The following is a 24,691-nucleotide window of genomic DNA, read 5'->3' as shown; positions in this document are numbered from 1 at the left end:
CCGAAAAAAAAGCTTCCTTCTACAAGGAAGCTTCCTGCTGACATAATAAACATATGAAATGGATATGGACCCTGTAGGACTCGAACCTACGACCGGACGGTTATGAGCCGTCTGCTCTAACCAACTGAGCTAAGGGTCCACGATTATGTATGTACCATTAAAAACAACTAAATTCCAATCGGATATATCGTTTGAAAAATGTAAGATAAATTTACCATATACGAAAGAAAAGTGTCAATTGTATTTTTCTCTACTAAAAGAAGTAAATTAATAAGAAGGAATTTAGTCCTCTCTACTATATGTAAATATAATATATCTTGAGCTTCTCTAGATTCGTACGTTACAATGATTTTATACATACATAAAGGAAGTGAATCTATGTCCATTTTTACACAGCTAGCAAAAAGCGTATATTCGCCTAAAGATATGGCGCTTTTCCGTTTTCAAAAAATCGGTAAAACCATTTTGTATATTATGCTTCTTTGCCTAATCACTACTATTCCAAGAACTTTCTTGTACGGTAGCGTTATTCAAGATGGTGTTAACATGGTAAATAAAGTAATCGAAAAAGATTTACCTGATTTTAAAATTGAAAATGGCGAGCTAACAGCTGATATTGATCAACCTATCGAAAAAGAAGATGGAAATGCCCTTTTCGTATTTGATCCAAATTCAACAGACTTAGAAAAATATCAAAATAAAACAGGTTTATTTGTTTTAAAAGATAAAGTAGTCTCCATGGGGAATGGTCAAACACAAACATACTCCTATAATGACTTATTAGGCGCATCTCTTGAGAAAAAAGATTTACAAGATTTCATTTCGTTATTTGACAGTATTTATCCAATCTTATTATTCGTTATTGGGTTCTTACTGTACTTGTTCCAATTATTTATTACCTTTGTAGGAGTTACATTGCTTGCCTTCATCGGTTCTGCGATGAGCGGTCAACGCAAATTATCTTATAAACAAGTTTGGACATTAACTGCTTACAGCTACACAATTCCAACAATCTTCTTTATGATTATGGATTTATTCAAAATAAACGTACCTGGCGCAACATTCATTTACATTGCAGTTGTTTTAATCGTTCTATACTTAACAATTAAAGAAGTTCCAAAGCCGAAAGAAAAACAAGAACTATAAAAAAATGCCTAAATAGGCATTTTTTTTTTGGACAAGCATATATTCCTAGCAAAGGAGTGAAGGATATGAAGAGATTAGGTGTACTCTTATTCGTGCTTGTCCTCGGTTATATATTTTATTACGACATAAAAATCGGTACTTTACCGATGTTAAGTTCATACAAAAAAACATCTGCTGCCCAAACGATAAAAAAAGAAAATACAGATACAAAACAAAATAAAGAGAAAGAAACAGAAAAAGAAAAAGAAACGGATACAGCTTATAAAGCAATCGAAGTAAAAACTGGCGATACAGTTCTTTCTATTACAGAAGCGATTAATAAGAAAAAAATTCCTTCTATTGAAAAAGTAATTGATGATTTTAAGCAATTAAATAAAAATACATCTGCTACAAAAATCCAAGTTGGAAAGTCTTATAAATTCCCCTTATATCAATAAGCAATCACTTAATCCTTGTCAATTACATAAAGGCGCTGATACAATAGTAAAAGTGAAACCGAGTACTTTGGTTTCTATAGCCCTTTCTCACACATACTATCATTGATGTAAGGGACTAAAATAAGAAACTTCTTTTATAAGGAGAGCGATCAATTCGTGAATGAAATGACTCAACGCACAAAAACACGTCCAGTTAAAGTCGGTAATTTAACAATTGGCGGTAACAATGAATTAATTATACAAAGTATGACGACAACAAAAACGCATGATGTTGAGGCTACAGTTGCTGAAATTAAACGTTTAGAAGAAGCTGGCTGTCAAGTTGTTCGTGTTGCTGTTCCAGACGAACGCGCAGCAAATGCTATTGCTGATATTAAAAAACAAATCAACATTCCACTTGTTGCTGATATTCATTTTGATTACCGCCTTGCTTTAAAAGCAATCGAAGGCGGCATTGATAAAGTACGTATCAATCCAGGTAACATTGGACGTCGCCATAAAGTAGAAGCTGTTGTAAATGCAGCGAAAGAGCGTGGCATTCCAATCCGTATCGGTGTAAATGCCGGCTCATTAGAACGTCATATTTTAGAAAAGTATGGATATCCAACTGCTGATGGTATGGTCGAGAGCGCACTGCACCATATTAAAATTTTAGAGGACTTAGATTTCCACGATATTATCGTATCAATGAAAGCCTCTGATGTTAACTTAGCAATTGAAGCATACGAAAAAGCTGCTCGCGCCTTTGATTATCCATTACATTTAGGTATTACAGAATCAGGAACATTGTTTGCTGGGACTGTAAAAAGCGCCGCCGGTCTTGGAGCAATTTTAAGTAAAGGCATCGGAAATACACTTCGTATCTCTTTAAGCGCTGATCCAGTTGAAGAAGTAAAAGTTGCACGTGAACTATTAAAATCATTCGGTCTTGCATCTAATGCCGCAACACTTATTTCTTGTCCAACTTGTGGTCGTATTGAAATCGACCTAATTAGCATTGCTAATGAAGTCGAAGAATACATCTCCACACTTAAAGTTCCAATTAAGGTTGCAGTACTCGGCTGTGCCGTAAACGGTCCTGGTGAAGCTCGTGAAGCTGACATCGGTATTGCCGGTGCACGCGGAGAAGGTTTATTATTCCGTAAAGGGCAAGTCGTTCGTAAAGTACCAGAAGAAACAATGGTAGAAGAACTGAAAAAAGAAATTGATGTAATCGCTGCTGAAATGGCTGCCGAACGAGAAAAAGAAAAAGAAAAACAAGAACAATAAAAAGAAGGTTGCCACAATTTTTGTGAGCAACCTTTTTTTACATTCAAATTAAAGACTCGTCAGTTATATAACTGACGAGCCCTCTCATTTTGCACATTTTGGGCAACGACCATATATTTCAAACTTATGCCCCGTTACCTCATAACCTTTAAAATCTTTATTCATAAAATCCATCGGGCAGGAATTAATCTCTTTTGTACCACCACAATCTAAACAAATGAAATGATGATGATGTTCCATAATGGAGCATGTAAAACGGAAATGCTTTTCACCATTTAATTCCGTTTGCTCTAAAACACCGACTTCAGCAAAAACCGTTAAGTTACGATAAATCGTATCAAAACTAAGTCCTGGATAATCACCCTTCATATGCTCTAAAACATCTTTCGCAGTTAAATAACGATTATGAGCTGCGAATAATCTCAGCATTTCTTCCCTTTTCCCTGTATGTTTGTATCCCTTTTCCTTCATTAGGCGTAAAGCTTCTGTTAGATTCATACCTATCCCTACTTTATGCAGTTTTTTTCTTTTTCCATAAAATTGCACCAATTAAAATAAGAACCGCTATCATAACAATTGTACCACCTGGAGCTAAATCAAGTTGATACGAAGCAAACATTCCACCAATTACTGCAATTTCACCAAATAAAATGGAAAAGAAAATTGTTTGTTTAAATCCTTTTGCAATACGAATACTTGCTGCAACTGGTAACGTCATTAAAGATGATACGAGAAGAACACCTACAACACGCATTGATACCGCAATTACAAGAGCAACTAATATAATGAAGATAAAGTGAATCCACTTTGCACTTAAACCGGTTGATACAGCGTATTCCTCATCAAATGATAGTAAAAACAACTCTTTGTATAATAAAACAATCGTCGCAATAACAACAATTGCTACTATACCAATAATAATTAAATCCGCACTTGTTACAGCACTTACACTACCAAATAAATAACTAAATAAATCCGTATTGAATCCATTAGCAAGTGAGATGAAGATAACTCCAATCCCCATCCCTGCTGAAAGTATAATCGGGATTGCTAACTCTTGATAATGTTTATATACAGTACGTAATTTTTCAATTAGCAATGCTCCACCGATTGAAAAAAACATCCCCATATATAAAGGGTTTAAAAACCCACCGGTAAAGATTGTCTTTTCAAGTAATAAACTTGCTGCAATTCCTGATAACGTCACATGACTTAATGCATCCGCAATAAGCGACATGCGGCGAATTACAACGAACACGCCGATAAGTGGTGCGACAAGCCCTATTAAAATACCAGCGTATAAGGAATTACGTAAAAAATCATATTGTAAAAAATCCTGTATCATTATATCCTCCCGTGATGCCCATGTTCATGTTCTAAGCGATGAACATGATGTCCATATAAAATCGACATTTCTGCATCTTCTAACTCTCGGAATTTCTCTACATTCCCATGGAAATGTAAATGCTGATTCAAACATGCAACATGCGTCACCTTCTCTGTTACAGCACCCATATCGTGCGTAACAAGAATTAACGTAATTCCCAATCTTTTGTTTAAATCCTCTAGTATCTCATAAAAACTTGCCACATTCTTCACATCAATCCCAACAGTAGGCTCGTCCAAAATAAGCAATTCCGGATCACTTACAAGTGCACGAGCAATAAATACACGCTGTTGTTGTCCACCAGAAAGTTCTCCAATGTTGCGACCTCGAAACTCGCTCATACCTACATCAGCAATCGCTTTTTCTACTTTCGCATTATCGTCTTTCGTAAAAAAGCGAAAAAGCCCTTTTTTCGAAACGAGCCCCATTGAAACAACCTCGAAAACAGTTGCCGGGAAACCTGAGTTAAAGCTACTTGCCTTTTGGGATACATAACCAACTTTATTCCACTCTTTAAATTTCTTACTATCAATGCCAAACAATCTAATACTTCCTTGCTTTGGTTTTAAAACACCCAATAAGCATTTAAGTAAAGTCGATTTCCCTGAACCATTCGGTCCAACTAAACCTAAAAAAGCTCCCTTCGGAACTTGCAAATTAATATCTTCTAACACGTTGCGATCTTCATACCGAAACGTTAATCCTTCTATTTCCAATATATTATTCATAGCATCTCACCTATTTTAATTCAGAATGATTCCGATTTATCTCTATTTGAATTATAGTACAGCTTATTATAGTTGTAAACCAATCTGCCTAAAAATATATTCTTTATTTCAAGAAACCTTATTATTATAACAAAAAGCAGAGAATAATTCTCTGCTTTCAAAAGATATTACAATTAACTTTTTAGTGAATTGCTGATTTAAACTTACCACCATTTGTCTCTTGTGTATTCATAATCGTAACAAATGCGTTTTCATCAATTTCATGCACAATTGATTTTAACTTCGTCACTTCCAGACGTGTTACAACTGCATAAATAACTTCTTTTTCTTTATCTGTATAGCCACCTTTAGCAACAAGTTTTGTTGTTCCACGACCAAGGCGGTGTAAAATCGCATTTGATACTTCCTCATATTGATCCGATACTATTAAAACTGCTTTCGTTTCGTCTAATCCTTGAATTACCGTATCAATTGTTTTGAATGCGATATAGTACGTCATAACAGAATACATCGCTTGTTCAACACCAAAAACAAATGCTGCCCATGCAAAAATGAATAAGTTCACAAACATTACGAATTCACCAACAGAAAACGGTAATTTCTTCGTTAATAGAATTCCCATAATCTCGGTCCCGTCTAACGATCCACCATGACGAATAACAAGTCCTACACCAATCCCTAAAATAAGACCGCCGAAAACTGTTGCTAAAATCGGCTCTGTTGTAAATGGCGGGATAGCATGCAACGTTGATTCAATAAATGCTAAAGCTACAATTCCAAATGCTGAAGATAACATGAATGTTTTTCCAATTTGCTTATACCCGGAGTACATAAAAGGAATGTTGAGGATAACAACTAAAGTAGAAAAGCTTAACCACCAAATATTAGGAGTAAGATAATCTAATATAAGAGAAATACCAATAATTCCACCATCAATAATTTTATTTGGCATTAAAAACAGTTCAATCGCTACCGCCGCACACGCTGCCCCAAAGACAATCATAACTAAACGATATACAAGATGAATAACACTTTCTTTTCGATGTTGCTTTTTTTCCATAAGCCCTCCTTATACTCTTTATCTATAGTTTTGTTCTTATATTATAACATAAGCTTCTTTTCCCCATTGAAAAAATGCACCTTGATACGAATATGTACAAGCTATGCGTACATATATTTCGATAGAAGAACGTGTGAAGGAGGACAACACGATGAACCTCATTAAACAAATTGTGAACAAAAAATTAAATCATATTTCTACAAAAGAACTATTGAAATATAGTAAAGAATACGAAGTTCCAATCACAACTGCACAAGCTGATAAAATCGTTTTACTTATGAAAGGGAAAAACATTAACATTTACGATAATACCGAGCGACTAGATTTGTTAAAACAAATCGCTAAAGTAACTACTCCTGCCACTGCCCAACAAGTAAATATTTTATTTCAGCAGCTATTAAAATAAGGAGGGGAAAATCCCCTCCTTATTGCTCTTTAATTTTTTCAAGAATTCCTTCATCAAAAGTACCATTTTTCAGCATTTCGATTTCTAATTTATATGGTGGCTTCTTATCTTTTTTATCTTCACCTACATACGGCGTTTCAAGAATTTTTGGTACGTGCGTAAGTTGTGGGTGATGCACAATGTGATGCAATGCCTTATAGCCAATATGACCAAAACCAATATTTTCATGACGGTCTTTTCCAGCTCCGCGTACATTTTTGCTATCGTTAATATGAAGTACTTGTAAACGATTTATCCCAACAATTTTATCAAATTCGTTTAACACACCGTCAAAATCATTTACAAGGTCATAACCTGCATCATGCGTATGACACGTATCAAAACATACAGATAGTTTTTCATTATATTTCACACCATCAATAATTTTCGCAATTTCTTCAAAGCTAAGACCGCATTCCGTTCCCTTTCCTGCCATCGTTTCTAACGCAATGTTAACCGTCTGCTCTGGCGTTAATACTTCATTAAGCCCTTTAATAATTTGTTGAATACCAGCATCCGCTCCTGCACCAACGTGCGCACCTGGGTGAAGAACGATTTGTTTCGCTACACCTAATGCCGATGTTCTTTCAATTTCCATGCGAAGGAAGTCTACACCTAATTGGAATGTTTCTGGCTTCGTCGTATTCCCAAGATTAATAATGTATGGCGCATGTACGATAATTTCTTCAATACCGTTTAGTTCCATATGTTTTCTTCCTGCTTCTATGTTCAATTCTTCAATTGGTTTTCTTCGTGTATTTTGCGGTGCACCTGTATAAATCATAAACGTCGTTGCACCGTATGAAACAGCCTCTTCACTTGCTGCTAATAACATTTTCTTACCACTCATAGAAACATGAGATCCAATCTTTAACATACAATCACCTCTTCAATATACAATAGATATAATGATAGCATAATTTGTAGAAATATGTAGCGAATTGTTTGTTCACACAAAAGGCACTACATAAATTAAACAGACTATTCAAACAATCTGAACTCTATACTTAAATTAACCCAATAAAGCGAAACTTTAGTCAACGTTTTTTCTACCCCTCACTAATTATTAGTCTACATTAATCGACTTTCTCTCAAGCAGTGAGATAAAAAAAAATAAGGGAAATCCCTTATCTTTTTTTATTGCTATATTTTTTCTTCACTTTGTCACGTTCTGTTGCAAGTTTTCGTTTATAGTTTGGTTTTACTTTTTTCGGCTTCTTAACAACTTTTGTTGCCATAACATCTAGTCCATCACTTGGTTTTTTACGGCTCTTACGACGACGACGGTCACCTAAATCCGCCCATTCATCTCCGCGTAAATCTACATGTTTAAACTCGATATGACGTTGTTTTTCCAAACTATCTAACGCTTCTTCATTTGCTGGATCATAAATCGTCACTGCAATACCTGAATGACCCGCACGTGCAGTTCTTCCAACACGGTGAACGAAGAAATCTAAATCTGGTGGAAGTTCATAGTTAATAACATGGCTAATTCCTTCAATATCAATACCGCGTGCCGCCAAATCTGTTGCGACAATGTATTGGAACTCTAAATCACGAACTTGTTTCATCATTTTTCTACGATCACGTGGTGATAAATCACCGTGTATACGCCCTACTTTTAATCCACGTTCTGCTAATCCATCGGCTACTTCGTCAGCCTTCTTCTTTGTGTTTGTAAAGACAATTGCTAAATATGGTTTAAATTGAAGTAGCATATTTTTCACTAATTCAGTTTTATTACGGTGTCTTGAAGGCACAAGGTAATGATCAATATTTCCTGCTGCAACTTGCTTCGGATTAATATGAATATGTTCTGGATTCTCCATATATTTCTTCAAAAATGGTTTTAATTTTTGAGGAATTGTTGCAGAGAAAACTAACATTTGCAGATTTTTAGGCATACGTGCCGCAATTTTATCTACATCTTGAATGAATCCCATATCAAGCATTAAGTCCGCTTCATCGACAATAATAGTATCCGCTTTATAAACAAATAGCGCCTTTTCTTCTACTAAATCTTTAATACGTCCTGGCGTTCCAACTACAATATGAGGTTGTTTTTTCAACTTTTCAATTGATCGTTGTTTATCAGTTCCACCAATTAAACAGCGTGCTGTAATCATTTGATCTTCTGCACAGAACTTTGTTAGTTTCACAATTTCTTCGTAAATTTGTTGTGCTAACTCACGAGTAGGCGCTGTAATAACAAGTTGTACCTCTTCACGACTTGCATCAATTCTGTTTAATGTAGGAAGTAAGTATGCATGTGTTTTCCCAGAACCAGTTTGGGATTGTCCAATTATACTCACACCTTTTTTCACGACCGGGAAAATTTTCTTTTGAATTCCTGTTGGCTCTGTAAAGCGTAGTTCACGAACTGCATCTATTAAAAATGGTTTAAAATCATACTGTGTAAAAGTTTGTAGTGTCATAAGTTACACCTTCTTTCTAAAATTTCTACTGCGCACAAATCAGTCAAGTCTACATTATATCGAAATCTACAAGTAAAATCCATCTTTAGTTTAGGTTTTTATCTCAAAAACTAACCTTCTTTCCTTCCATTGCATATTGTATGTGTATATACCTAACTGAAGAAAGGAGGATTTCCCACATGTTTCCGAAATCCCCTATAAGACAAATGTATCCGAATCGAGGACAACAATCTTACACACCATATCCGATTCCACAACTACCACCGATGGCTCAAAAAAAGAAAGGTTTCCTTGCTAAACTCTTTAAAAAACACGATCCAACCGAACCTTTCATGCAAATGGTCCCTCCTTATCGACAAATGGAAGGGCCACCGATGATGCACCAACAACCGCCGCGCCAATATCAACAGCAACAGCCATACCAACAACAATATACACAACAATACCAGCCATACATGCAGCAATATCCAGAGCAGATGATACCACCTCAAATGTATGAATCAAATGATACACGTGGTGCTGCGTCAGCTACAACTGCAGCGGCATCTAGCAGCGGCATCGGTAGTTTTTTTTCAAATTTAATTTCGAACCCAACTAATATGATAAATAATATCGAAAAAGTATCTCAAGTCGTGCAATCTGTCGGTCCTGTTGTCGAACAGTACGGTCCCATTATGCGTAGTCTACCAAGCATTGTTAAAATCCTCACCTCTGGAAAAAGTACGGAAGAAAATCAAACTGAAGATGCAACAGAACAGGTTGAGGTAGCAACTCCACCTCCTCCACCTCCAAAAAGGAAACGAAAAAAAATAGTGCTTGAACCGGTAATAGAAAAAGAGGTTCCGAAAGAACCCGTTCAACAATCAGCAACAAAGCCAAAACTATATGTGTAACAATCCTTTGTTTTCTATCCACTCCTCCTTTATAATGTAATGGACTATGCACAAAAGTATCCCTTGTTTAGAAGGAGAGGATTACTCACATGAAGATTGTTAAAATTTCCCCTCGTGGTTATTGCTACGGTGTTGTTGACGCAATGGTTATTGCACGTAACGCCGCATTAGATAAATCATTACCGAGACCCATTTATATTTTAGGTATGATTGTTCACAATAAGCATGTCACAGATGCTTTCGAAGAGGATGGCATCATTACATTAGACGGTCCAAGTCGATTAGAAATTTTAGATAAAATCGATTCTGGTACTGTTATTTTCACTGCACACGGTGTTTCTCCAGAAGTTAAACAACGTGCAAAAGAAAAAGGTTTAACGACAATTGATGCAACTTGTCCAGATGTTACAAAAACACATGACCTTATCGAAGCAAAGAAAGCTGAAGGATACCACGTCATTTATATCGGCAAAAAAAATCATCCAGAACCAGAAGGCGCAGTTGGTATCGCACCTGATATCGTTCATCTTATCGAAAAAGCTGATGATTTAAAAACACTAGAAATTCCAACGGATAAAATTTTAGTTACGAATCAAACAACAATGAGTCAATGGGATGTTCAACATTTAATGGAGGACATTCAGAAAAAATTCCCAACAGCAGAATTCCACAAGGAAATTTGTTTAGCAACTCAAGTTCGCCAAGAAGCTGTCGCTAAACAAGCTGATGTTGCAGATTTAACAATTGTTGTCGGTGATCCGAAAAGTAACAACTCAAACCGTTTAGCACAAGTATCACAAGAAATCGCTGGTACGACAGCATACCGCGTTGCAGACGTAAGTGAAATCCAATTAGAATGGCTACAAGGTGTAGAAAACGTAGCTGTTACAGCAGGTGCTTCTACTCCAACGCCAATTACAAAAGAAGTTATTGCTTTCTTAGATCAATATGACCCAATGAATCCAGCTACATGGGACAGAATTCGAAAAGTACCACTTCAAAAGATACTACCTCGTGTAAAAGTGAAAAAAGAACAATAATAAAAACCGTTGCCTACATGAGCAACGGTTTTTATTTTTCTTATACAAATGTGAATGGATCTGTATGTAACTGCGAAGCGTGAATGTGTACATTGAATTTCTTCACATCTACTTTTTCTTGCAATTGTTTTTGTACACCTTGCTTCATTACTTTTTCAACGTTATGTCCTGGATCGACTATATTTAAACCAATCATCATCGCATCGTGAGCAACATGATAATACATATCACCTGTTACATATACATCTGCTCCTTTAAATTTCGCTTGGTTTATATATTTATTACCGTCACCACCAAGTACAGCTACTTTACGCACCTTATCATCTAACTTTCCAACAACTCTTGCACCCTTTACATGTAATGATTGTTTCACATGTAAAGCAAACTGCTCAAGCGTCATTTCTTCTTGTAAATACCCTATTTTACCAAGACCTAATGTTTCACCTTTATTATCAAGCGGATATACATCATATGCCACTTCTTCATATGGATGGGCTGCCAACATCGCTTTAATAACTTTTCTTTGTAATGAAGCTGGAATAATCGTTTCGACACGTATCTCTTCCACACGTTCTAACTGCCCAGTTTCCCCGATATAAGGATTTGTCCCTTCTCGAGGGATAAACGTACCTACCCCTTCGCTACCGAACGTACAGTGGCTATAATTACCGATATGACCTGCATCCGCATCTCCAAGAGCTTTGCGCACTTCTTCTACATGGGTTACTGGAACAAATACAACAATTTTTTTCATTTCTTCTGCATATGTAGGAGCTAATACTTCTGTATTTTGTAACCCTAACGCATCGGCAAGTAAATCATTTACCCCACCCTTAGCAATATCTACATTTGTATGCGCCGCATAAACCGCAATATCATTTTTAATACACGTTTCAATAATTCTTCCGTACGCCTTATCTGTATGAATCGCTTTTAATGGATTAAAGATTAAAGGATGGTGCGCTATAATGATATTCGCTCCTAATTGGATCGCCTCGTCCACAACTTCCTCAGTTACATCTAACGCGATTAATACGTGCTGGACAGGTTTATTAAGCGCTCCAATCTGTAAGCCAATCTTATCCCCTTCCATCGCTAAATGCTTCGGATACATACCTTCAAACAAAGAAATAATTTCATGACCATTCGGAATTTTACTCATGATAAAACCTCTCCTATCATTTTCATTTTCGCTTCTACTTCTGCACGCTTCGCTTTTGTCTCTTCAGACTCTACTGCACGTTCTAACTGTTTTAAAATATTTTGGAAGTTTTTCAATTCCCCTTCCCACTTTTCAATAAAAGCTTCACTTTTTTCTTTTATTAAAAATGGACCCATAAACAGTTCAGCTTGTTTATTTTCAGAGTAAGGTACCGCTGTATCTCCTCGCTCTCCGACTAAAATCTCGTAAATCTTTCCGTCTTCTATTACAATTTTCTCACCGATAAGCTCCCATCCATTTTCAATAAACCATTCACGAATATGGTGTGCTGCAATATTCGGCTGTAAGATTAAACGTGTTACACCTTCTAATTTTTCTTTACCACTTTCTAAAATGTCACGAATTAACGCTCCACCCATACCAGCAATCGTAATAACATCTACTTCTCCTGGCACTATAACAGCTAATCCATTCCCTTTACGAACGTCTACTTTATCTTGTAAGCCACTTTCAGCTACAGTTGCTTGTGCAGAGCGAAACGGTCCATCTACAACCTCTCCTGCAACTGCTTTTGTAGCAATATTATTTATAATTGTATAACACGGTAAATACGCATGATCCGATCCAATATCAGCTACTGTAGAGCCTACCGGAATCTCCCTCACAACTTCTTCTAATCGTTTCGAAAGCTTTACTTCATTCATGTATTTCCATTACTCCTTCTCTTCTCAGTCTGTCTCCATGATAATGAATTTATAGTAGTTGTTGCAAGTCCATAACAACACTTCAATTCTCTATTACTAATCGTATTTTAGAAAGTATAGAAAAACAAGCCTTTTGCACAAAAGCAAAAGGCTTGTAATATGAAACTTTATTTTTTCTTCGATAACCAATCAGCTACTTTTGCCGCTTGATCAGCTGGAACTATATTTGGTGGCATATTTCCTTTTCCTTTTGAAAGAACTTCTTTAATTTCATCTTTCGAAAGTTTCCCACCAATTTTTTGTAAATTAGGTCCCACTGCCCCTTGTAACTGATCACCGTGACAGCTCGTACAGCTTTGCTTTACAATATCCTCTGGCTTTGATGCTGTTTGCGCTGGTTTCCCACCATTTTTTGCATCAGCTAACTCTTTAGATTTATTTAGCCCCTGAAATGAAAATACAAACATAACGATAATACCTAATGCTGCAATAAGAGCGAACGGAATCAACGGATTACGTTTCATATCTCTTCTCCCCCCTCTATACCACTAAATAGTTAGATGATTCAGTCATTTATATTGTACTTGAAAACGCCCTATCAGAAAAGAGCAAACTACTACTTGTTAAAAATATTCCGTAAATTCATTTTATTGATTTTCACTATTATATCGCATATTATTTCGATAATTACTAACGTTTCTCATCATATTTTTTACTTTTCTACATATTATTTTGTATATAATAAACAAAATAAATCGAAAAATCGAAAAATGAGCATTTGCAAATCAAAAGACAATTCTGTAAAATAAATTACAAGAAATTGTAATCGTTGCCGATAGCTAAACTTTAACAAAAATTAACAAAATAAAAAAGTTTACTTCACAAAAGTGAAGTAAACTTAAAGGTAGCCTATTCTAAGAAATCCTTAAGACGCTTACTACGGCTTGGATGTCTTAATTTGCGAAGTGCTTTCGCTTCAATTTGACGAATACGTTCTCTCGTTACGCCGAATACTTTCCCAACTTCTTCAAGCGTACGAGTTCGTCCATCATCTAAACCAAAACGAAGACGCAGAACATTTTCTTCACGATCTGTTAGTGTATCTAACACATCTTCTAATTGTTCTTTTAGCAATTCATACGCTGCATGGTCCGCAGGCGATGTTGCTTCTTGGTCTTCGATAAAGTCACCTAAATGGGAGTCGTCTTCTTCACCAATTGGTGTTTCAAGAGAAACTGGCTCCTGTGCAATCTTTAAGATTTCGCGTACTTTTTCTGGAGCAAGATCCATTTCTTCACCAATCTCTTCAGGAGATGGTTCGCGTCCTAAATCTTGTAATAATTGACGTTGTACACGGATTAACTTATTAATTGTTTCAACCATATGAACTGGAATACGAATTGTTCGCGCTTGGTCTGCAATCGCACGTGTAATAGCTTGGCGAATCCACCAAGTTGCATACGTACTAAATTTAAAACCTTTACGGTAGTCGAACTTTTCAACTGCCTTAATTAGACCCATATTTCCTTCTTGGATTAAGTCTAAGAAAAGCATACCACGGCCCACGTAGCGCTTTGCAATACTTACTACAAGACGTAAGTTTGCTTCCGCAAGACGGCGTTTTGCTTCTTCATCGCCTTCTTCAATACGTGTCGCAAGTCGAATTTCTTCTTCAGCAGATAGTAAGTCTACACGACCAATTTCTTTTAAGTACATACGAACAGGGTCATTGATTTTCACACCTGGCGGCACACTTAAATCATTAAGGTCAAATTCTTCTTCCGTTTTTGTAATTTGACGATTATTAGGACCTTCGTCGTTGTCATTGTCACCAACTAAGTCAATCCCTTGTTCACCTAAATATTCATAGTATTCATCCATTTGATCGGATTCAATTTCAAATCCATTCATGCGTTCTGCAATCTCTTCATATGTAAGAACGCCACGTTTTTTTCCGAGCTCAGTGAGTTGTTCTTTCACTTGCTCAAGGGTCATTTCAGTTTCAATTTGTTTAGAACGAGCTGGTTTATCAGCCATCTGTTCCCCTCCTTACGCGAGATACAAACATTCATTATACTAAAACTTTATCGAAAAAGCTATTTTCTTGCTTTTTGACTTTGTAAATATGCCACATAATATTTAGCAGCCTCTACAGGATCTGTTTTTTCCATTTGTTTTACTTTAAAGATAATTTCCATCTTTTCAAGTTTTTCTTTATGGCGTCTTAGCGCCTCCAAATGACCTTGTAACGCTTCTTCTGTGTACTCTGGATTAATAAATTCATCCGTCGAAATATCAGTAATAATATTTTTCAACTTTTCATCAGAGAGCCAACTTAAAAATGTTCCGACTGAAGGTTCATTCCCCTTTTCATAATATGCGTATAGTTCATATAAAATCCCTTTATGTTCTTCTGTATAAAAATCTTCTATATGAGGTTCCATACGCACTGTCACTTCTGCACTTTGCAACATATGGTAAATAATTTCTCTTTCTGCCCTTTCAAAACCTGTTAATTTCGGTTTCGTTTGAACAATTTGAGATGGCTTAGAAACCTGCTTTATTTGTTTTTGCTGTACCTTTTGTTCTTTGCGATATTGGTGCAATTGATTCAAAAGTGTTTCCATTGAATACGAAAATTCTTGCGATAATGATTTTAAATATGATTCCGCCTGCATCGCATCCTGTAGCAATGATAACTCTTTTAAAACACTTTTTACATATTCTTCTTTGCCAGACTCATCTTGCAAATTTTTCCCTAAACGCAAATGATTTATTTTGAAACCAACAAAACTTATACTTGATTTCACAAGATTTTCAAAAGCGGTTGTCCCATATTGTTGCACATATTCATCAGGGTCAAGCTTATCTGGCAAGGATGTAACTTTCACTTGGCAACCAACTTGCAATAGTAATTGCCCTGCTTTCATCGTCGCTTCTCGCCCTGCTTTATCACCATCATAGCAAAGAACAACAGTTTCAACGTTACGTCGCAGAAGTTTCGCTTGTTCTTCAGTTAAAGCTGTTCCCATTGTCGCAACAGCTTCTTCCACACCACTTTTCACCGCGGCTAGTACATCGGCATAACCTTCAAAAAGGACAACCTGCCCACGTTTTCTAATAAACGGCCTTGCTTGGTGGAAATTATACAACAGCTTACTTTTGTAAAAAATCGGTGTTTCAGGACTATTCAAATATTTCGGAGTGTCATCTCCTAATGCCCTTCCACTAAACGCTATCACCTTACCTTGTAAAGTATAAATCGGAAACATAACTCTTCCGCGGAAGCGGTCATAATGACTGCCATCCTTCTCACTTCTTACAAGAAGGCCAGCCTGTTCCATACTAGATAGCGACAAACCTCTTTTTTGTAAAATTTTCGTTGCTGCATCCCAAGCTTGTGATGCATAACCAATTTCAAATTTCTCAATCATCTCTTTTGTAATACCACGTTTTAATAAATATGAAAGTGCTTCATTTCCTTCTTCTGTATTTACTAATAAATGATGATAATACTTTTTCAAAAGTTCATGAGCCTGTTGCATGATGACAGTGTCATCAGATATGTCTTCTTGTTGTTGTTGTCCTTGCCCTGATGTATATTCTGCAACTGCAATTCCATTTCTTTCGCCAAGCTTTTGAACAGCCTCTGTGAAAGCAAGTCCCTCCATTTTCATAAGAAAAGAAAATACATTTCCACCTTCTCCACATCCGAAACAATGAAAAATTTGCTTATCAGATGAAACAGAGAATGAAGGAGAATTCTCACCATGAAATGGACAAAGGCCGAAATAGTTACGCCCCTGCTTTCTAAGTTGAACATACTCACCAATCACTTCTACAATATCGGATGATGTCCGAATCTGTTCAACAACTTCTTCAGGAATTCTGTTCCCCATAACTCCATCTCCGTGTCGTATTTTGTATTCGATATAAATTAAAAGATTCCTTTATAATTCGACAATATTTTTCTAAATTTGTTAGAAAGTACTGTCGATCACATTGTGTAAACGATTTTGGACCTTTCGTATAAGTCCCCAGTCTGCGTAAATTCGCAGATACATACTACTATATAAAATTGTATACATTTGCTCATCTGTTACAAATGTATCTCCTGGAGACAATACATATACTCCTTTTTCACAAGAAGACTAGCAAGAAGCACTATAGCCTGTATGATCATGAGATCTGTAGCTTTTGCATGTTAATAAATATAACAGTCAACTTCATCTTGCTCAGAATCTACATAGACCCAATTACCTTGCTGTTTTCTTGAACGATGAGCATAGGATACGACAAACAAAATTTCGACATAAAATTTTGTTTCAACTTGCACAATTGCATTCTTCACGGGATACGCATCTGCATCAAATAATATCTTATCTGATGTTTTGCATATGTCTGTATTCTACATCCCTTCTGTGAATCCTTCCATAATGTGCGTTTTCTTGTCTAGATTTTGTCGATTTAACGTAAATACATGTCTTTTTCGAAAATCCTATCCCTAGTTTATTCTGAAAAATTAAAGTCTAAACGTAAAATATAGGTTTTTATCACAATTTTTTATTATAATATATTTTCTTCAACTACGCTACATATCCCTTTAATTTTCATCTTACACTTAAAGATAACGAAATCGTTCCTTTAGCATAATTAAAAAACAGAAGAATATAAGTATAACCATTCCGCTATATTCTATTACTAAGCCGAAAGTTCATGCTCTACTTCGCATCTTCCTCTAACGCCTTCTCACGAGCGAAAAAAGCACATTCACCTTTGGTAAATGTGCTAAAACATTTTTTGGTTTTGCACTGCATTCACAATAATATTTGCTGTTTCTTCAATTGCCTTATTTGATACATCAATCACTTGACAATTTATTTTACTAATTACTTCCTCAAAATGATCAATTTCTTCTTGAATACGATTAATATTTGCATATGTTGCTCCATCACTTAATCCAAGTGATTTCAATCGTTCTTTTCGAATATGATTTAACTTATCTGGTATAATTTTCAAACCGAAACATTTCTCTTTTGCCACTTGATATAATTCCTCAGGCGGATCCACTTCCGGTACAAGTGGTACATTAGCAACTTTCAAACGTTTGTTATGCGCTAAATATTGTGAAAGTGGTGTTTTTGATGTACGTGAAATTCCAATCAACACGATATCAGCTTTTAAAATACCACGTGCATCTCTACCATCATCATACTTAACTGCAAATTCAATCGCTTCAATTTTTTTAAAGTACTCTTCATCTAATCTTCGAACGACACCTGGCTCATACCTTGGTACTTGCCCTGTAATTTCTTCAATTTGATCGATAAGAGGTCCGATAATATCGTATGCCTCTACTCCTTCTTTTGCCGCTTCTGTCAATAAATATTGACGCATATCAGGCTTTACTAACGTAAAACAAATAAGCGCTTGATTGCTCTTGGCAATCGAGATTACTTCTTTTAATGTCCCTGTATCTTCTACATACGGTACACGCCTAATATCAGGAGCGAATGGGAACTGTCCCATTGCCGCTCTAACAACCAAATCAGCCGTTTCTCCTACAGAGTCAGATACGACATATACGATTTTATTATCCATTACATTACCTCACTTTAAACAAATTACACTTATTCGTTATTTACTAAATTTACAAACGCACGTGTAATATTTGTTTTTGTAATTCGTCCAATCACTTCTAAACCTTGTTTCGTATCCTTCACAACCGGCATCGCATCAATCTGTCTTTCTATTAATTCCATCGCAATATCATATAAAGAATCCTCCCTGCGACACATCGCAATGTTTGGCATCCTTGTCATGATAATATTAACCGGAAGAGAGGTTAAATCCTGCTTTCCTAAGCTAGCTCGTAATAAATCTTTACGAGATACAACGCCAACTAATAAAGTAGCTTGATCTACAACAAATAATGTACCAACGTCCTCTAGAAACATAGTACAGATTGCATCGTATACTGATACATTTTTATCAATTACAGCCGGTCTAGATTGATAATCTTGCACTTTAATTTTCTTAACAGCTTCAGATAATAGCTGTCCCCCGGTTTTACCCGTATAAAAATAACCTACACGTGGACGCGCTTCTAAATAACCAGCCATCGTTAAAATTGCTAAGTCTGGTCTTAGCGTTGCACGTGTTAAACCCAATTGCCCAGCAATTGACTCCCCTGTAATAGGACCGTGATCTTTTACAATCTGAATGATATGCTCTTGCCGTTTATTCAGCTCTATGATAATCACCACCTTTAATGCACAACGAAAAAAGTTATACTATCTCTTAAATATTATATACTAAATATGCTATTCGAAAAAGAAAGTATGTAAAAAGGACCGTATACGGCCCTTTTTATATTTGAAACTTATCAAGTTGTTCCAAGAAACGCCTTGTTTTCAAATAAATTCCACAATATTCGTCATAATATGTATTCAATACTGTGCGCATTTGTTTTTTTGTACTATCCTTCACCGATACATTACCGAGCCGGTGTAAATCAAAGTGAAAAAAGAGACGTAATAATTTATGAACAGCCTCTCCCACCGGAATACGATACGGATCTTGTTCCGCATGACGCGAGCACAGAAAACCGCCTTCCCTGACAGAGAAGGCGACAAAATCTGTTTCTTGATGACAAATAGCACATGTATCAAAGTACGGGTGCATCCCTAATACCGGAAGCATTTTCGTTTGATAAATTAATGATAATACTTCTGGGTCAACACCCTCACACATATAATGCAACGTTTGATATAACATTTCAAATAAATACGGATTATGCTTCTTATCTTCTGTTGCTTTATCGGTTAATTCGATAATAAATGATGCATAAGCAGTTAAAAATATATCCTCGCGAATTTCTTTCATAGATGAAATAATCTCGCCTTGTTGCAAAGTTCCAAGTCCAGATCCCATTTGAATAAGAAAATGACCATGTGTCATAAGTTGCGAAATAGCTGCTAACCGACTCTTCGGCTTTTTCGCCCCTCTTGCCATTGCACTTACCTTACCAAATTCCCGTGAGTATATTGTAACAATCTTATTTGTTTCTCCGTAATCTGTCGTACGGATAACAATGCCCTCAACTTTTTGAAACATGTTCGTCACCATCCAAGGTTTGAACAAAACGGGTCAAGAAATTGGAGAGTCTAGATGCGCTAACTCCTCTTCATGTTGATCCATCTCATCGTTTACGTCTTTTTCCATTTCTTTCAAAAGCAAATACGTTTCAATGCTTCCTGTTTTGGAGAAAAACTTCCAGGTAAAATCTAGCATAAGAATCCACCTTTCTCAATAAGCGTAGCCTATAAACCAATTTCTTTTGTTGTTATTAAGTTGACCCATTTTGTTCATTTTCATGTGAGAAAAATTTTTCCTAATTTATCAAGGTTCATAAAAACCAATAATCAGTGGATGAACAAAACATCCACTGATCACAACTTTACTTCATATTAATACTCGTCTTCACGGAAACCAAGGTCACGAAGCTGTGACATCTTATTGCGCCAATCTTTTTGCACTTTCACCCATACTTCTAAAAATACTTTAGAACCAAGAAGTGCTTCAATGTCAAAACGAGCTCTCTTACCGACTTCTTTTAACATCTTCCCTTGCTTACCTATAATAATTCCTTTTTGTGATGCACGTTCAACAACAATCGTTGCGTTTATATAAACCGCTCCGCCCTCACGCTTTTGAATTGCATCAATAACAACCGCTACAGAATGCGGTACTTCTTCACGTGTTAAATGTAATACTTTTTCACGAATAAGCTCTGAAATAATAAATCGCTCTGGATGATCCGTTACTTGATTATCCGGGTAATATTGCGGTCCTTCTGGTAAATACTTTTTAATTGCTCCGATTAACGCTTCAACGTTATTACCGTCCAATGCAGAAATTGGCACAATCTCCGCGAACTCATATAATTTACGATATTGATCAATCAACTCCAGCAATTGCTCTGGATGAAGTTGGTCAATTTTATTAATTACCAAAAATACCGGTTGTTTCGTTTCTTGTAATTTCTCAATAATAAATTCCTCACCACGACCATATCCTTCAGTTGCATTGACCATAAACAAAACAATATCAACTTCTTTTAATGTCGTTTGAGCCATCTTCACCATGAAATCGCCTAGTTTATGTTTAGGTTTATGTATTCCTGGTGTATCAATGAAAACTACTTGTGAATCATTTTCTGTATATACACCTTGAATTTTATTACGAGTTGTTTGTGGCTTATCGCTCATAATGGCAATTTTTTGGCCAATAATACGATTTAAAAATGTAGATTTCCCAACATTCGGTCTGCCAATGATAGAGACAAAACCTGATTTATAACCTTTTCTATTCATGTAAATCCTCCGCTAAAAATGCTCCTGGTAACAATTCTCCGACTGTTGTCTCTTGAACATCACCATGTAAGTTTGATAGGTATACTTTCGTATCCTGTTTACATAATTCTATCATAACTTGTCGACATGCTCCACAAGGAGGTACTGGACGCTTTGTATCCGCTACGACTGCAATAGCTACAAACTCGTTATCCCCTTCAGAAATTGCCTTAAATAAAGCTGTTCGTTCTGCACAGTTACATAAACCATATGATGCATTTTCAACATTACATCCACGATATATTTTTCCATCCTGAGTTAGTAAAGCTGCACCTACTTGAAATTTAGAATATGGTACGTACGCTCGTTTACGCGCTTCGGTTGCTTCTTGAATTAATTGTTTGCTATTCATATTCCCGCATCCTTTCCGTCCATAGATGTGAACAGATACACTCTTTCATTAAAGGCCTTCACGGCGCTCCCAAAGCTTAATAAAAGCTTCGGAATGCAACTATACCATATACGGTAAAAAGATAATAGCACCAATTACAGCAGCTATAATTGCAAATAATAAAACTGCCCCTGCTGCAACATCCTTTGCAATTTTTGCAACCGGATGAATATCGACGGTTGCTAAGTCTACTGTTTTTTCAATAGCCGTATTCACCATCTCTAAACTCATTACAATCCCTATCACAATAAGTACGACAATCCATTCCATTGTTGTAATATGGAAATAAAAGCCGCAGCATATAACGATGACTGCGGCTAAATAATGAATTTTCATATTTCGTTCATGACGAAGACAAAAGTATATACCAGCTATAGCATATCCAAAACTATCTAAAAGTTTTCCTGTTTTCATCGCCCTAATCCAAAGGCCTCTAAAATTTCTTTTTGTCTTCCAAACATTTCTTTCTCATCTTCTTCTGTCATATGATCATAACCAAGCAAATGCAAAAAGCCATGTAGTGCTAAAAACCCAAGTTCTCGATCAAAAGAATGTCCATATTCTTCAGCTTGTTCTTTTGCTCTTGGAATAGAAATAATAAGATCTCCTAACATACGCGGCATCTCTGCACCGACAATTTCCATTTCGCCTTCTCCCATTTCTTCCATAGCAAAAGAAATAACGTCCGTAGGCTGATCCTTATCTCGGTAATCACGGTTTATTTCACGAATACGTTCATTATCTACAAATGTAACCGATAATTCTGCGCCTTCTTCTATGTTCTCCATTTGGGCTGCTTTCTCTACTAAACCTCGAATCAAACTTATATATTCTTCTTTCACTTCTTCTGTTTCATCAATAAAATCAATTAATAAACTCATTCTTTCTCCTTTTCTTCCGGCGGTTCCGGATATGTAATACGGGAATGGAAAATACCATTTAACGTTTCACATAACGTTTTTCCAACGATTTGTAGTTCCTTAAATGTCAAATCACATTCACTAAATTGACCATCTTGCAGGCGATCTTTAATAATACTTTGCACTAAATTATTAATCTGATCTGGTGTTGGATGGTTCATCGAACGTACCGCCGCCTCCACACTATCAGCAATACCAACGATCGCCGACTCTTTAGAAGTTGCTTTTGATCCTGGATAGCGGAACATTTCCTCCGTATATTTCTCTTTATCTTCTTTAATCGCATTATAATAAAAATATTTAAGTAACGTTGTACCATGATGCTGTCCAGCAATATCGATAATTTCTTGAGGTATATGGTGTTCTTCTAACATTCTCACCCCATCGGTTACATGAGCAATTATAATATCTTTGCTCGTTACAGGGTCTAATCTATCATGCGGGTTTTCAATACCCATTTGGTTTTCAATAAAAAACTGTGGTTGTACCGTTTTCCCTACATCATGATAATACGCCCCTACACGCGCTAATACTCCATTTGCTCCAACTGCTTCACAAGCAGCTTCTGAGAGATTAGCTACCATTACACTATGATGATATGTACCTGGTGCTTCTAATAAAATTTTGCGCACGAGCGGGTGATTCGGACTTGAAAGTTCCATCAATTTCATACTCGATACAATCCCAAGACCACTTTCTAAATACGGTAAAATCCCCATAGCTAGAACAGAAGAGATAATACCCGAAACAGCAGCCATTAATAATTGCACCCCAATTTCAAGAGGCGAAAAATTCCCGTTACGTAATAATAGCAAAGCCGCTAATACGACTACATTTAATACAGAAACGAGTATACCAGCTTGTAAAATCATCGTACGACGATTTTTTTCTCTCAAGAAAATACTAACTGATAATGAACTTAATAAAACATAAATCCCCACACTATAATTCAGTGTACTCGTTACACCTTCATTAAACATAATACTTCCGCATACAGAAAAGATCATACTCGTTAAAAATACAAATCGATCACCAATCATTAATTTTACAAGTATTGTTCCCATGGCAACTGGAACAACATACGCGATTCCTGCATACTCAAGTTTTTGAAACAAACTAATGATTTTCATTAAAACAATCGTGATAGACAAAATTGTAATATACGCTAAGACATACGGCCTATCTTCTCTTTTCCGCTGTAAAAACACTTCAAACTGCTTATGCATAAAGTACAATAGCACACCAATGAGTACCGCTAACCCAACATAGGGTTGAAAACTGTTCCCTTTTTCTAACAGGCCAACTAATTTCAACTGATTGTACATATCACTTGAAATCGTTTCACCTTCTCTAACAAGGACTTGCCCTTGAAGAATATAAACAGGTGGAACTAAATCTTCTTCCGCTTTTCTCTTCTCTTTTGTTAAGGTCGGATCATAAAAATAGTTTGCAGAAATCGCATATTTCCCTAACGCCTTAATAGATTCCTTTAAACCATTATCAACATTAACACTATTCATCTCACTTACATATCGTTCCTTCGCATCCTTCAATTCGTCCATTTTAACATGCTCAGTCATGATACTATTAATAGCTGTAACTGTTGCATCTTTCGCTAATACTAATTGGTTCGAATCTGCATTAATTAAGTTTAGTAAGTTTGAATCAGATAATTCTTTCGTTAAATCAGTAGGCAATTTTTTTTTCAACTTGTCCACTTTTTCAGCATCAGTAATCTTTTTTTGCTCATCCGGTCCAACCGCTTTAATCTCTTGTATCACTTCATCTACTTTAGCAAAGACGTCATTCACAATATCCACTTTATTTTGTTTATACTCACTTTTATATGTATATTGATCTTCAACTTTTGTAGCGGCTTCTTTTTTCTTTTTGTCCGTTGTAACTTTATCTTCAATTTTAATAGGAGAATGGATTGTTTTTTTCGCAATAGAATATGTTGTAACATCTAATTGCTCTGGTTTTACATTATTCATAAGTGCAAAAAACAGCACTGCTCCTAATAAAACGTAAGAAATCCAACTTAGTTTTTTCGAATGTTGTAAATTACGAAACCACTTAGAAATTTCTTGAGATCTTGACATGATTTCAATACCTTCTCCTCTCCAGAAATAAAGTGAAACTATTTATAGCTTTCATTTCTTCTAGGCAACGATACTTTTTGGACAACGTTTTTATCCACTATCACCTATAGTTCATTTCCCTCGTCTTTAATGATAGTAAAAAATATGCCACTCGC

General features: G+C 36.0%; 27 protein-coding genes and 1 tRNA gene. 6 read left to right on the top strand and 22 right to left on the bottom strand.

Annotated features, from left to right (window positions below; genetic code table 11):
* Positions 1 to 65 precede the first annotated feature (65 nt).
* A tRNA-Ile gene (locus B5P42_RS11250) sits at positions 66 to 139 on the bottom strand.
* Between the two features lie 239 nt (positions 140 to 378).
* On the opposite strand from B5P42_RS11250, the gene yqgB reads away from it, so the two are divergent.
* The 3 genes from yqgB to ispG all read left to right on the top strand — a co-directional run bounded on the left by yqgB (position 379) and on the right by ispG (position 2,852).
* Positions 379 to 1,146, top strand: coding sequence for a protein YqgB (yqgB, locus tag B5P42_RS11245; protein ID WP_002034056.1), 768 nt, complete (start codon positions 379 to 381; stop codon positions 1,144 to 1,146).
* Positions 1,147 to 1,211: 65 nt separating this feature from the next.
* Entirely contained in the window at positions 1,212 to 1,583 is a 372-nt protein-coding gene (locus B5P42_RS31980; RefSeq protein ID WP_002088653.1) for a hypothetical protein, read from the top strand.
* Between the two features lie 165 nt (positions 1,584 to 1,748).
* The gene (gene ispG, locus B5P42_RS11235) at positions 1,749 to 2,852 is read left to right on the top strand and encodes a flavodoxin-dependent (E)-4-hydroxy-3-methylbut-2-enyl-diphosphate synthase (RefSeq protein WP_161793976.1); all 1,104 of its coding nucleotides are present in this window, start codon (positions 1,749 to 1,751) and stop codon (positions 2,850 to 2,852) included.
* 84 nt (positions 2,853 to 2,936) lie between these two features.
* On the opposite strand, the gene B5P42_RS11230 is transcribed toward ispG, so the two are convergent.
* The 4 genes from B5P42_RS11230 to B5P42_RS11215 form a co-directional block, all read right to left on the bottom strand.
* Positions 2,937 to 3,350, bottom strand: a complete 414-nt coding sequence (locus tag B5P42_RS11230) for a Fur family transcriptional regulator (RefSeq protein WP_002015164.1) — start codon at positions 3,348 to 3,350, stop codon at positions 2,937 to 2,939.
* Between the two features lie 13 nt (positions 3,351 to 3,363).
* Positions 3,364 to 4,197 (bottom strand): metal ABC transporter permease, encoded by an 834-nt coding sequence (locus tag B5P42_RS11225; RefSeq protein WP_002015165.1) that lies wholly within the window; start codon positions 4,195 to 4,197, stop codon positions 3,364 to 3,366.
* Positions 4,197 to 4,967, bottom strand: a complete 771-nt coding sequence (locus tag B5P42_RS11220; protein WP_002015167.1) for a metal ABC transporter ATP-binding protein — start codon at positions 4,965 to 4,967, stop codon at positions 4,197 to 4,199. Before B5P42_RS11220 ends, B5P42_RS11225 begins: the two co-directional genes overlap by 1 nt.
* A gap of 181 nt (positions 4,968 to 5,148) precedes the next feature.
* Positions 5,149 to 6,027 (bottom strand): YitT family protein, encoded by an 879-nt coding sequence (locus B5P42_RS11215; RefSeq protein WP_002015168.1) that lies wholly within the window; start codon positions 6,025 to 6,027, stop codon positions 5,149 to 5,151.
* Positions 6,028 to 6,178: 151 nt separating this feature from the next.
* On the opposite strand from B5P42_RS11215, the gene B5P42_RS11210 reads away from it, so the two are divergent.
* Positions 6,179 to 6,433, top strand: coding sequence for a DUF2624 domain-containing protein (locus B5P42_RS11210; RefSeq protein WP_002088657.1), 255 nt, complete (start codon positions 6,179 to 6,181; stop codon positions 6,431 to 6,433).
* Positions 6,434 to 6,452: 19 nt separating this feature from the next.
* On the opposite strand, the gene B5P42_RS11205 is transcribed toward B5P42_RS11210, so the two are convergent.
* Positions 6,453 to 7,349, bottom strand: coding sequence for a deoxyribonuclease IV (locus B5P42_RS11205; protein WP_113734207.1), 897 nt, complete (start codon positions 7,347 to 7,349; stop codon positions 6,453 to 6,455).
* A gap of 250 nt (positions 7,350 to 7,599) precedes the next feature.
* Positions 7,600 to 8,910 carry a DEAD/DEAH box helicase gene (locus B5P42_RS11200; RefSeq protein ID WP_002015172.1) on the bottom strand — a complete coding sequence of 437 codons (1,311 nt, stop codon included), beginning with the start codon at positions 8,908 to 8,910 and terminating at the stop codon, positions 7,600 to 7,602.
* A 179-nt stretch (positions 8,911 to 9,089) separates the two neighbouring features.
* Between B5P42_RS11200 and vrrA the strand changes: the two genes are divergently transcribed.
* Positions 9,090 to 9,803 (top strand): VrrA/YqfQ family protein, encoded by a 714-nt coding sequence (gene vrrA, locus B5P42_RS11195; RefSeq protein ID WP_016120815.1) that lies wholly within the window; start codon positions 9,090 to 9,092, stop codon positions 9,801 to 9,803.
* A gap of 89 nt (positions 9,804 to 9,892) precedes the next feature.
* Positions 9,893 to 10,843: a 4-hydroxy-3-methylbut-2-enyl diphosphate reductase gene (locus B5P42_RS11190; RefSeq protein ID WP_002015175.1), complete on the top strand. Its 951-nt coding sequence runs from the start codon at positions 9,893 to 9,895 to the stop codon at positions 10,841 to 10,843.
* Positions 10,844 to 10,883: 40 nt separating this feature from the next.
* Here B5P42_RS11190 and B5P42_RS11185 read toward each other — a convergent pair whose 3' ends face one another.
* The 15 genes from B5P42_RS11185 to B5P42_RS11115 form a co-directional block, all read right to left on the bottom strand.
* Positions 10,884 to 12,005, bottom strand: coding sequence for a Nif3-like dinuclear metal center hexameric protein (locus tag B5P42_RS11185; protein WP_113734206.1), 1,122 nt, complete (start codon positions 12,003 to 12,005; stop codon positions 10,884 to 10,886).
* The gene (locus B5P42_RS11180) at positions 12,002 to 12,709 is read right to left on the bottom strand and encodes a tRNA (adenine(22)-N(1))-methyltransferase (protein ID WP_113734205.1); all 708 of its coding nucleotides are present in this window, start codon (positions 12,707 to 12,709) and stop codon (positions 12,002 to 12,004) included. The genes B5P42_RS11185 and B5P42_RS11180 overlap by 4 nt, the downstream gene beginning before the upstream one ends.
* Before the next feature lie 167 nt (positions 12,710 to 12,876).
* Positions 12,877 to 13,233 (bottom strand): cytochrome c550, encoded by a 357-nt coding sequence (gene cccA, locus B5P42_RS11175; protein ID WP_002111879.1) that lies wholly within the window; start codon positions 13,231 to 13,233, stop codon positions 12,877 to 12,879.
* Between the two features lie 385 nt (positions 13,234 to 13,618).
* Positions 13,619 to 14,746: an RNA polymerase sigma factor RpoD gene (gene rpoD / locus B5P42_RS11170; RefSeq protein WP_000764062.1), complete on the bottom strand. Its 1,128-nt coding sequence runs from the start codon at positions 14,744 to 14,746 to the stop codon at positions 13,619 to 13,621.
* Positions 14,747 to 14,805: 59 nt separating this feature from the next.
* Positions 14,806 to 16,608 (bottom strand): DNA primase, encoded by a 1,803-nt coding sequence (dnaG, locus tag B5P42_RS11165; protein WP_002067179.1) that lies wholly within the window; start codon positions 16,606 to 16,608, stop codon positions 14,806 to 14,808.
* Positions 16,609 to 16,689: 81 nt separating this feature from the next.
* Complete coding sequence (locus tag B5P42_RS32265; protein WP_162836445.1) at positions 16,690 to 16,833, bottom strand: hypothetical protein; 144 nt, start codon at positions 16,831 to 16,833, stop codon at positions 16,690 to 16,692.
* A gap of 664 nt (positions 16,834 to 17,497) precedes the next feature.
* Positions 17,498 to 18,310: a pyruvate, water dikinase regulatory protein gene (locus tag B5P42_RS11155; RefSeq protein ID WP_002015180.1), complete on the bottom strand. Its 813-nt coding sequence runs from the start codon at positions 18,308 to 18,310 to the stop codon at positions 17,498 to 17,500.
* A gap of 29 nt (positions 18,311 to 18,339) precedes the next feature.
* Entirely contained in the window at positions 18,340 to 18,972 is a 633-nt protein-coding gene (gene ccpN, locus B5P42_RS11150) for a transcriptional regulator CcpN (protein ID WP_002015181.1), read from the bottom strand.
* Between the two features lie 106 nt (positions 18,973 to 19,078).
* The gene (gene recO, locus B5P42_RS11145) at positions 19,079 to 19,825 is read right to left on the bottom strand and encodes a DNA repair protein RecO (protein ID WP_002088669.1); all 747 of its coding nucleotides are present in this window, start codon (positions 19,823 to 19,825) and stop codon (positions 19,079 to 19,081) included.
* Between the two features lie 33 nt (positions 19,826 to 19,858).
* Complete coding sequence (locus tag B5P42_RS11140; protein WP_000883924.1) at positions 19,859 to 20,002, bottom strand: YqzL family protein; 144 nt, start codon at positions 20,000 to 20,002, stop codon at positions 19,859 to 19,861.
* Between the two features lie 176 nt (positions 20,003 to 20,178).
* Positions 20,179 to 21,084, bottom strand: coding sequence for a GTPase Era (era, locus tag B5P42_RS11135; RefSeq protein WP_002088672.1), 906 nt, complete (start codon positions 21,082 to 21,084; stop codon positions 20,179 to 20,181).
* Entirely contained in the window at positions 21,077 to 21,475 is a 399-nt protein-coding gene (locus tag B5P42_RS11130) for a cytidine deaminase (RefSeq protein WP_002015184.1), read from the bottom strand. The genes era and B5P42_RS11130 overlap by 8 nt, the downstream gene beginning before the upstream one ends.
* A gap of 99 nt (positions 21,476 to 21,574) precedes the next feature.
* Positions 21,575 to 21,928, bottom strand: coding sequence for a diacylglycerol kinase family protein (locus B5P42_RS11125; RefSeq protein WP_002143170.1), 354 nt, complete (start codon positions 21,926 to 21,928; stop codon positions 21,575 to 21,577).
* Positions 21,925 to 22,395, bottom strand: a complete 471-nt coding sequence (gene ybeY, locus B5P42_RS11120; RefSeq protein ID WP_002165062.1) for an rRNA maturation RNase YbeY — start codon at positions 22,393 to 22,395, stop codon at positions 21,925 to 21,927. Before ybeY ends, B5P42_RS11125 begins: the two co-directional genes overlap by 4 nt.
* A complete protein-coding gene (locus B5P42_RS11115) occupies positions 22,392 to 24,536 on the bottom strand; it encodes an HD family phosphohydrolase (protein ID WP_016120818.1) in 2,145 nt (714 codons plus the stop codon). Before B5P42_RS11115 ends, ybeY begins: the two co-directional genes overlap by 4 nt.
* Positions 24,537 to 24,691 lie beyond the last annotated feature (155 nt).

Origin of the sequence: Bacillus sp. SRB_331 (assembly GCF_003264175.1) — a bacterium.
In the GTDB taxonomy this organism is placed as follows: domain Bacteria; phylum Bacillota; class Bacilli; order Bacillales; family Bacillaceae_G; genus Bacillus_A; species Bacillus_A mycoides.
The sequence above is the reverse complement of the archived record's forward strand: the minus strand, read 5'-3'. Positions and strand labels throughout refer to the sequence as shown.